8 protein-coding genes are annotated in these 9,157 nt (G+C 61.5%); all 8 read left to right on the plus strand.

All coding sequences use genetic code 11. From position 1 onward, the window contains the following. Positions 1-608 precede the first annotated feature (608 nt). Entirely contained in the window at positions 609-2,699 is a 2,091-nt protein-coding gene (locus ACIQ2A_RS12650) for a hydantoinase/oxoprolinase family protein (protein WP_398479534.1), read from the plus strand. Then, the gene (locus tag ACIQ2A_RS12655; protein ID WP_398479536.1) at positions 2,696-4,441 is read left to right on the plus strand and encodes a hydantoinase B/oxoprolinase family protein; all 1,746 of its coding nucleotides are present in this window, start codon (positions 2,696-2,698) and stop codon (positions 4,439-4,441) included. Before ACIQ2A_RS12650 ends, ACIQ2A_RS12655 begins: the two co-directional genes overlap by 4 nt. Next, positions 4,431-5,111 carry a TetR/AcrR family transcriptional regulator gene (locus ACIQ2A_RS12660; RefSeq protein ID WP_398479538.1) on the plus strand — a complete coding sequence of 227 codons (681 nt, stop codon included), beginning with the start codon at positions 4,431-4,433 and terminating at the stop codon, positions 5,109-5,111. The genes ACIQ2A_RS12655 and ACIQ2A_RS12660 overlap by 11 nt, the downstream gene beginning before the upstream one ends. Before the next feature lie 19 nt (positions 5,112-5,130). Then, on the plus strand, positions 5,131-6,111 hold the full coding sequence (locus tag ACIQ2A_RS12665) for an ABC transporter substrate-binding protein (protein WP_398479540.1): 981 nt from the start codon (positions 5,131-5,133) through the stop codon (positions 6,109-6,111). A gap of 1 nt (position 6,112) precedes the next feature. After that, positions 6,113-6,910, plus strand: a complete 798-nt coding sequence (locus tag ACIQ2A_RS12670; protein WP_398479542.1) for an ABC transporter ATP-binding protein — start codon at positions 6,113-6,115, stop codon at positions 6,908-6,910. Beyond that, a complete protein-coding gene (locus tag ACIQ2A_RS12675; protein ID WP_398479544.1) occupies positions 6,907-7,716 on the plus strand; it encodes an ABC transporter permease in 810 nt (269 codons plus the stop codon). Before ACIQ2A_RS12670 ends, ACIQ2A_RS12675 begins: the two co-directional genes overlap by 4 nt. Further along, positions 7,713-8,642 carry a DMT family transporter gene (locus ACIQ2A_RS12680; RefSeq protein WP_398479546.1) on the plus strand — a complete coding sequence of 310 codons (930 nt, stop codon included), beginning with the start codon at positions 7,713-7,715 and terminating at the stop codon, positions 8,640-8,642. Before ACIQ2A_RS12675 ends, ACIQ2A_RS12680 begins: the two co-directional genes overlap by 4 nt. A 326-nt stretch (positions 8,643-8,968) precedes the next feature. After that, positions 8,969-9,157: hypothetical protein (locus ACIQ2A_RS12685; RefSeq protein ID WP_398479548.1), on the plus strand; the 189-nt coding region annotated here is incomplete at its 3' end.

The following is a 9,157-nucleotide window of genomic DNA, read 5'->3' on the forward strand; positions in this document are numbered from 1 at the left end:
CCAGCGGCCTTCGTACAGCAGGCTGCCCGCGGCATTGGCCAGCGACTACAATAGCTAGCCGTGCTGAACGAACCGGCGAATGTATACTGTTGATGTTGCGTTATACATACGAGCTTGATTGAGCTGTAACAATCGATACCGCGCTGTTAGCGCGAAGGCGATGTTTGATCGGTAATGGCATCTTGGCGCCAAGCGATCATGCTTGCTCGGCCACGAGAGAATGAGGTCAAGCGTCTCACTCTGCCACTTTTCTTCGACGTAGCCCGGCGCCACTGGCCGCGCTTGACCATGTCAGCAAAGGAGGTCAGCCATGGCGGTGGCAACCGCTTCGCTGCCGCGGACGTTCATGGTCCGCTGCGAGACGACCATGACAGGGTCCATGCGGGCATGGCATGGGCAGTGCATCCGCTCATGGCGCAACGCGGCCAGTCCAGGCGCGGAAGACTTGCGGTGAGACGCCGACTGTGCGTGCGACCCGCACCCTGTGACCGTGAGCAAGCCTTGAGCCTCTTTTTCAAGCGGTGAGCGCCGAAAACTGCGGCTTGACACGTGGGGACGGCCAGTCAAGATTATTGACTAACTGGTTAGTAATCCCGAGGTGCGCGATCGTGGCTGCAGCGTCTGGTGGAAAAATACGGGTGGCGGTGGATATCGGTGGCACATTCACCGATATCGCGCTCTTCCTGGAATCCGGTCTGATTCATCAGAGCAAGGTGTCTTCAACCCCTGCAGATCCAAGTCGGGCGGTTGTCGAAGGCGTCCAGAGCCTGTTGGCGGAGCTATCAATCACGCCCGCCGCCGTGGCCGAGGTGCTGCATGGCACTACGGTTGGCTCAAATACCATCCTGCAGCGATCGGGAGCTAAAACAGGTCTCATCACCACACGCGGTTTCCGCGATGTCCTCGAGATCGGGCGTATCAGGATGCCCGACATGTTCGATCTGACATGGGTGAAGCCGCAACCTTTAGTATCGCGCCGCTATCGGATAGAAGTCAACGAGCGGATGGCCGCTGACGGTACGGTGGTCGAGCCTCTGTCCGAAGCCAGCGTGATAACGGCCGGCGAAGCGCTGGTCGCCGAGGGCATCGAGGCTGTCGCCATTGCGTTCATCAACAGCTATCGCAATCCTACGCATGAATTGCAGGCCGAAGCGATTCTGCGGGCGAACTTCCCGCAACTGCTGGTGACGACATCCTGCGCAGTTCTGCCGGAGATGAAGGAGTACGAGCGGACCAGTACGACGGTGGTGAATGCCTATCTGCTGTCGGCGATGCGCACCTATCTGCAGAAGCTCGAATCCGGTCTGCGCGCGATCGGCGTAGCGGCGCCTATTCTGGTCATGACCTCGAATGGCGGCATGCTGGCTGCCAATGTCACCTGCGAGAAGCCGGTGCTGGTGGTGGCCTCCGGTCCGGCTGGCGGCGTCATCGGTGCGGCACGACTGGGCATCGCACGCGACGATCGCGATGTCATCGTGTTCGACATGGGTGGCACCACGGCCAAGGCCGTCATCATCGAGGACGGCCGCCCGACCATGACATCGGAATACGAATTCCGTGACGGCATCTCGACATCCAGCCGTTTCATCAAGGCCGGCGGCTATATGCTGAAAGTGCCGGCCATCGATATCGCGGAAGTCGGTGCCGGCGGCGGCTCCATCGCGGGCATCGATAAAGGCGGCCTGCTGGTCGTCGGCCCGCAATCCGCCGGCGCCGTTCCGGGCCCGGCCTGCTACGGGCTCGGCAATGACAAGCCAACAGTAACCGACGCCAATGTCGTGCTCGGATTCATCAATGCCACATCGCTGGCCGGCGGCAATCTCAATATCGATCGCAAGCTGAGCGAGACCGCCATTCGCAGCCATGTTGGCGATCCGCTTGACCTGTCGCTGCTCGATGCCGCGCATGGTATCCGCGCCGTGGCCAATGCGGCCATGGCCCGTGCGGTACGCGCTGTCACTGTCGAGCGCGGCCGCGATCCGCGCGACCTCACGCTGATGGCGTTCGGCGGCAATGGCGGCGTGCATGCGCCGGATCTGGCGCGCCAGTTGGGCATTCCGCGTGTCGTGGTGCCGCCGATGTCGGGCATCTTCAGCGCGCTGGGGATGCTGGCTTCCGACATCGAGCACACGGCGTTGAAGACCGTCAGCCTGTATCTCGACAGGATGCAGGTCAGCGACCTCAAGGCAATCAGGTCCGAGTTGCAGCAGCAGGTGGCGCGGCAACTTGCCGGTGACGGCTATCAGGCCGAACGCACGCTGTTTCTGTGGGAAGCGGATCTGCGCCACGAAGGCCAGGCGACCGAATTGACAGTACCGTTCGAAGGCGAAGATTTCGACCAGATCCGCGAGCGTTTCGTCGCCGAGTATTTCAAGACCTATGGCTATCGCGATGACACGCCGATCGAGCTGATGAAGGTGCGTGTGGCCGGCCGGGGCTTGCGAGAGAACCGTCTCGATTTTGGTGCGATGAAAATCGCTGCGCGTCAGGGCGCGTCGCGCTCTGGCACCCGTGACATCTCGTTCGCCCGTGGCGAAGCCGCGATCGCCGTCAATATCGTCGATCGCAGCGCAGTAGGGGCGTCGCCGCAACAGGGACCGCTGATCATCGAAGAGTTCGACGCTACCATCATCGTGCCCCCCGATGCGAGGGTGCACAAAGACGCCATCGGCTGCATCGTGCTGGAGTTCGAGGTATGAAAGTCGATCCGATCACCTTCGCGGTCATCAAGAGCGGCCTGGATTCCATCGCCGACGACATGGCCTATACGGTCGTGCGCATCGCACGCTCGGAAATCGTCAAGGACGTGATGGATTTCTCGGCAGCGATCTGCGCCGGTGACGGCCAGATGGTGGCGCAGGCCAAGACCATCGCCCAGCATCTCGGCGCGATCCCCGAGGCAATGGCCTCGGTGCTGCAGAAGTATGAAGGCGATCTGCATGAGGGCGATGTCGTCATCATGAATGATCCCTATCACGGCGGCATGCATCTGCCCGACATCTTCATGTTCGTGCCGATCTTCCACAGCGGCAAGCGGCGAGCCTTTGCCGTGGTGATCTGCCATCACACTGACGTCGGCGGCCGTGTGCCGGGGTCCAACGCATCGGATTCAACGGAGATCTACCAGGAAGGGCTGCGGATCCCGCCGCTCAAGCTCTACGACCGCGGCGTGCTGAACACGACGCTGGAGACGCTGATCAAGATCAATGTCCGGGTGCCCGATCGGGTGTGGGGTGATCTTTCGGCGCAGTTTGCGGCGGCTCAGGTCGGCAAGCGCGGGCTGGAAAAACTGATGCAGCGCTACGGGGCGGACGATGTCGATTCCTATATGCAGGAACTGCTCGATTATGCGGAGCGGCTGACGCGGCAGGAGATCAAGGCCTGGCCGAAGGGCACCTATCGTTTCACCGACTATATCGACAATGACGGCTTTTCTGACACGCCGATCCCGATTGCGGTAGCCATCACCGTCAATGGCGACGGTACGCTTGACGTGGACTATACGGGATCATCGCCTCAGGTGAAGGGGGCGCTGAACTCGACGCTCAGTTTCACGCATTCGCTGACCTATCTCAGCGTGCGTTGCGTGTTGGCGAAGGACGTGCCGAACAATGTCGGCCTGTTTCGCTGCATCAAGGTGAAGGCGCCGGAGGCATCCGTGCTGAATCCGGTGATGCCCGGCCCTTGCGCGGCGCGCGCGCTGACCGGCTACCGTGTGTTCGACACCATGCTGGGCGCGCTGGCGCAGATCGTGCCGGACAAGGTGCCGGCGGCGGGTGAGGGCGGCAACAGCGTCATCTGCATCAGCGGTCTCAGGCCCAATCGTCAGCCTTTCATCATCGTCGATATGATCTGCGGTGCCTGGGGTGGTCGCCCCGACAAGGATGGCCTCGAAGCCGTCACCAATGCCTCGCAGAACCTCTCGAACATGCCGGTCGAGGTGATGGAGGCCGAGCACCCGGTTCGGATCGAGGATTATTCCTTCGTGCCAGATAGCTGTGGGGCCGGGCAATATCGCGGCGGCGTCGGTATTCGCCGCACCTATCGTATTCTGGCGCCAGAAGCGCTGCTGCAATTGCGCACCGACCGCGTCAAATTTCACCCTTACGGCCTCAATGGCGGCGAACCGGGCGGCTTGTCGAACAACTATATCGAGATCGGCAACGAGCGCACCGCCATTCCCGGCAAGATTACGCGCAATGTCAGCGAGGGCGCTTTGCTGATCCACGAGCAGGCCGGCGCCGGTGGCTTTGGCGATCCGTTGCTGCGCGATCCCGTCGATGTGCGCGAGGATTTTCTCGATGGCAAGATCACGGCGGAGTTCGCGCGAAAGCATTACGCCGTGACATTCGGCCCGCGTGGCGTGCTGGACGTCGAGGCAACCGCGGCATTACGATCCGCGCGCGCCAGGCCATCACCGGACGGGCATCATGGAGCTTAGTGTGGCGGCGCCGAGCAAGATCACCCGCAATCCGGAGGCCAGCCGCGCCAAGATCCTGGATGCGGCGCGGGTCGAATTCGTGTCGAACGGGCTCAACGGCGCGCGCGTCGATCGCATTGCCGAACAATCTGGCGTCAACAAGAACCTGATCTATCACTATTTCGGCTCGAAGGATGAGCTGTACCTGATGGTGCTCGAGCGCATCTATACGGACCTGCGCGCCAAGCAGCAGGACGAAGATCTGCGTGAACTACCGCCGATCGAGGGCATGAAGCGCCTCGTCAGCAGCACATTCGACCATTTCGTGGCGACGCCCGACCTGATCCGGCTGATGAGCATCGAGAACATTCATTATGCACAGAACCTGAAGAGTTCGAACGTCATCAAACCGCTGTATCGCGGGCTGCTCGACACGATTCAGATCCTGCTCAAGCGCGGCCAGACCGAGGGCGTGTTTCGCGCCAATGTCGATGCAGTCGACCTCTATATGTCGATCTCCGGTCTCGCTTATTTTTTCCTGTCCAATCAGCACACCTTGTCCTGGCTGCTCGACCGCGATCTCGCGGCGCGCCGGCGCGTGCTCAAGAGACGCCAGCACGTCGTCGAGATGGTGCTGAGCTATTTGACGCAGAATTCGCCGGCAGAAGCGGATGGCGCCGACACACAATAGTCAAACCGGAGATTGGGATATGAGAAGACTTTTTCTATCGACCCTGATGCTTCTAGGTGTTGCGGCCGGTGCGGGTATCTCTCCCGCCTTGGCCCAGGATAAATTGTCGGTGCGGCTGGATTTCTCGCCATGGGGCGTACAGGCCGCGATGCATCTGGCCCAGAACCGCGGCTGGTTCAAGGAAGCGAAGCTCGATGTCGATGTGCAGGACGGCCGTGGCTCCGGCAACACGATCCAGCTGGTGAATGCAGGCCAGGTCGATGTCGGTCAGGTGCAGGTCGGGCTGGTCGGCTCCGCGCGTGCCAAGGGCGCGACCATCCGCTCCATCGCGATGTTCCAGCGCAAGACGGATCTCTGCATCCTGGTCGACAAGACATCGGCGATGCAGAAGGTCGCCGACCTGCGCGGCAAGAGCGTGGTGGTGTTTGCGGCAAGCCCATGGGCGCCTTTCATCGATGTCTATCTGAAGTCGGGCGGGCTGACGCGCGACGATCTCAAGGTCGAAGTTGTCGATCCGGCCGCCCTGTGGGGCACCTATATCGCCAAGCGCTCGGATGGCCTGATGTCGACCATCGGCTCGGCGCTGCCACTCGCGGAGGCGACCCGCCCGTCGAAATGCCTGTTGGCCTCGGACGCTGGAATTGCATTTCCGAGCTACGGCCTGGTTGCACGTGACGACGTGATCGCCAGCAAGGGGCCGGCATTGAAGCGCCTGATCGAGGTGCAGCAGCGCGCCTGGCAGCATCTGCGCACCAACCCCGAGGATGGCGTGAAGGCGATGATCGCCGAGCGTCCGGACGCGAAACTCGATCCCGTGGTTCTGCTCGGGCAGATCAAGCTGACGCTGGATTATTTCGACACGCCGGCGGCGCAGGGCAAGCCGATCGGCTGGCAGGCAGCGGCTGACTGGGAAGCCGCGGGCAAATCGATGGAAGCTGCCGGCGTATTGCCGGCCGGCTGGAAGGCGGCAGACTATTACACCAACAGCCTTATCGAGTAACATGTCCGGTCCTGTCTCATCAGAAGCTGCGGCCTATGTTGCGCTTGGTCGCGTGGGGAAGACATATGCGTCCCCGCGCGGCCCGGTCGCGGCACTGGTCGACATCAATCTCGATATCCGGCCGCAGGAATTCGTCAGCGTGGTCGGCCCGTCCGGATGCGGCAAGAGCACGTTGCTGAAGCTCGTTGCCGGTCTCGAGGCCACGACATCCGGGACGATCGATATCGGCGGCAAGCCGCTCGATGGCACGCCGGACCGGCTGGGCGTGGTGTTCCAGCGCGATGTGCTGCTGGACTGGCGCACCATTCTCGACAATGTCCTGCTGTCGATCGAATTCACCCGCAAGCCGACGGCCAGTGAGCGCGCGCGTGCGGAGGCCCTGCTGAACCGGTTTGGCCTGGGCGGTTTCGAACATCGCTATCCCTGGGAACTGTCAGGCGGCATGCGCCAGCGTGCATCGATCTGCCGCGCATTGCTGGCCGATCCCGATCTGTTGCTGATGGATGAGCCATTCGGCGCGCTCGACGCCATGACCCGCGACGATCTCAATATCGAACTCGCGCAGATCTGGCAGGATACGCGCAAGACGCTGCTGTTCATCACCCATTCCATCGCCGAGGCGGTGTTCCTGTCGGACCGGGTGGTGATGATGAGCAAGGCGCCGGGCATGGTGGTCGACATCATCACCATCGACCTGCCGCGGCCGCGCTTGCTTGCGGTGCGCGACACGCCGGAATTCGCGGCCTATGTGCACCGCATCCGTCATCACTTCGCCGAGTTGGGGATCGTCAAGGAATGATGCGTTTCGTCAGGCGCCTGTTTGTGGGGGACAATGAGACACGCGACGTCATCGTCGTATTAGTGGCGGCGCTTGCGCTGTGGGAGGTCGGCGTACGCGTATTTCAGCCATCGCCGCTGATCCTGCCGGCACCATCGGCGATCTTCGCTGCATTCCTGGAAACCCCGGGTCTGTTCCTGCGTCACCTCGGCTTTACGCTCTGGATGACATGTGTCGGATTCGGGCTGGCTGTCGTGATCGGCGTCGCGCTGGCGGTCGGCATTGTCTATTCAAAGTTTCTCGAGAGAACGATCTACACGCTTCTTGTGGCGCTCAACTCGATTCCGAAGGTCGCGCTGGCCCCGCTGTTCGTGATCTGGATGGGTACCGGTCCGGAGCCCAAGATCGCTATTGCACTGATGCTTGCAATCTTTCCGATCGTCATCGACATGGTGTTGGGCCTGCGTTCAGTCGATCCCGATATGCTGGCGCTGGCAAAAGTCTCGAAGGCGCCGCCCTGGGCCGTGCTGGTCAAGATCCGTTTCCCCTGCGCGTTGCCCAGCCTGTTTGCGGGCATGAAAGTGGCGATCTCGTTCGCTCTGGTGGGCGCCATTGTCGGTGAGTTCGTCGCCGGCAGCCGCGGAATCGGCTTCCAGATCCTCACGGCGCAAGGGCAGTTCGATACGGTGCGCGTCTTCGTGTCGCTGCTGTTGCTGGGCGTCGTCGGCACCGTTCTGTTCTTCCTGGTCGATTATGCCGAGCGGCTGTCCTTGCCATGGCACGTGTCGCAGCGGGGACGTCATCAACCATCCCCCGATCGGGCATGATCGGCGGCCCGCGATCGCTGGGCACGCTGGCGCTGATCGCGACGGCAGCACTGTGGGGCAGCAATCACGTGGTCGCCCGTGCCGCGCGCGACGCTGCGCCGCTGCCGGCGCTCGTGTTCTGGCGTTGGCTTCCGGCGCTCCTTATTCTGACTGCGGTTGCCTGGCCCGGTCTCCGACGATGCTGGCCAGACGTTCGGGCGCGACTGGGCGCGCTGACGATCGGCGGTGTCGTCGGTGTCGGCCTGTTCTCGTTTCTTCTGATCGGAGGCGCCTATCAGAGTCCTGCCATCGAGGTTGGCTTCATCAATGCCACGACACCGGTATGGGTGGTGCTGCTGAGCCGAATGATGGGGCAGGGTGAGATCACACCGAGAGGCTATCTGGGGTTTGCCCTCGCCTTTATTGGTACGATCCTGATCATCGGGAAAGGCGATCTGGCGCAGTTGACCAGACTGCAGTTCAATCTTGGAAACCTCTGGTCGCTCTTGGCGGCGATCTCTTTTGCGTGGTTTTCTATCCGCGTGCGCGATTGGTCGCCCGTCATTGAAACGCTGCCACTCACAGTGGTGACGGCCTGGGCGGGGCTCATCGTGGTGTCGTTGCCTGTCTACACGATATGGGTAGCCACCGGCGGCCCTTGGTTCGCCTGGAGCGATGCCGACATGGCTGTTTCGCTTGGCGCCATCGCCTATACGGGACTTGGCCCGACCATGCTCGGCAACGTGTTTTATCTCTATGGCGTCGCCACCAACGGACCGACGCGCGCCGCAGGCTTCCTGTATCTCAGCCCGCTATGCACGGCGGTGTTCTCCATCGTGTGGCTCGGCGAACACCTGGCCTGGTATCATGTTGTCGGTATCGCAGCAATTTTCGCCGGTTTGATGCAGTTGGGACGCGTCGGGCAAGACAAGAAGGCGATGTCGTAACTACCGAATATCGGCTCACCCCAACCGGCAAAGCACCCGCGTCGAGAGCTTGTCTGTCAGCGCTTCTCGACTGACGCGTCGGCAGGAATAAAAGCAGCGCAACGTTCGCAGCAACGGCCTATTCGGAACTCCGATCAAGACGCAGAATTTGCGCGTAACAACGTTCGCGATTCTGCACCGGATTGGCGATCCCAGCAGAACGATAAGTCGGGACGAGATCAACAGCTTAGGTTGGCTCACCCATCAAGACCGGATGACTGGCGGAAAAAGGGAATTTCTCAAAACGGCTCACCCATTTTGCCCTCGATCCGTAGTGAGGGTGGCCAGTGAGAACCGCGAAAACACGAAAGCCCGCCGCGGCGAACGGCGAGCTCATTCGTGATAATCAGGCTTTGGATGGCCCTGAAACTCAAACTTACAGCACCAGCGAATCAACCGCAACGCTTTCTGTGTACGACGGCCGCAATCTCCTCGCGACGCTGACCGTATACGGCAGCGTGGCATATGTGGCCGAC

Origin of the sequence: Tardiphaga sp., from assembly GCF_044336785.1 — a bacterium.
Taxonomy (GTDB): Bacteria; Pseudomonadota; Alphaproteobacteria; order Rhizobiales; family Xanthobacteraceae; genus Tardiphaga.

Coding starts and splice junctions, on each gene's coding strand:
- ACIQ2A_RS12655 (WP_398479536.1), top strand. CDS start 2,696: ATGAAAGTCGATCCGATCACCTTCGCGGTCATCAAGAGCGGCCTGGAT.
- ACIQ2A_RS12660 (WP_398479538.1), top strand. CDS start 4,431: ATGGAGCTTAGTGTGGCGGCGCCGAGCAAGATCACCCGCAATCCGGAG.
- ACIQ2A_RS12665 (WP_398479540.1), top strand. CDS start 5,131: ATGAGAAGACTTTTTCTATCGACCCTGATGCTTCTAGGTGTTGCGGCC.
- ACIQ2A_RS12670 (WP_398479542.1), top strand. CDS start 6,113: ATGTCCGGTCCTGTCTCATCAGAAGCTGCGGCCTATGTTGCGCTTGGT.
- ACIQ2A_RS12675 (WP_398479544.1), top strand. CDS start 6,907: ATGATGCGTTTCGTCAGGCGCCTGTTTGTGGGGGACAATGAGACACGC.
- ACIQ2A_RS12680 (WP_398479546.1), top strand. CDS start 7,713: ATGATCGGCGGCCCGCGATCGCTGGGCACGCTGGCGCTGATCGCGACG.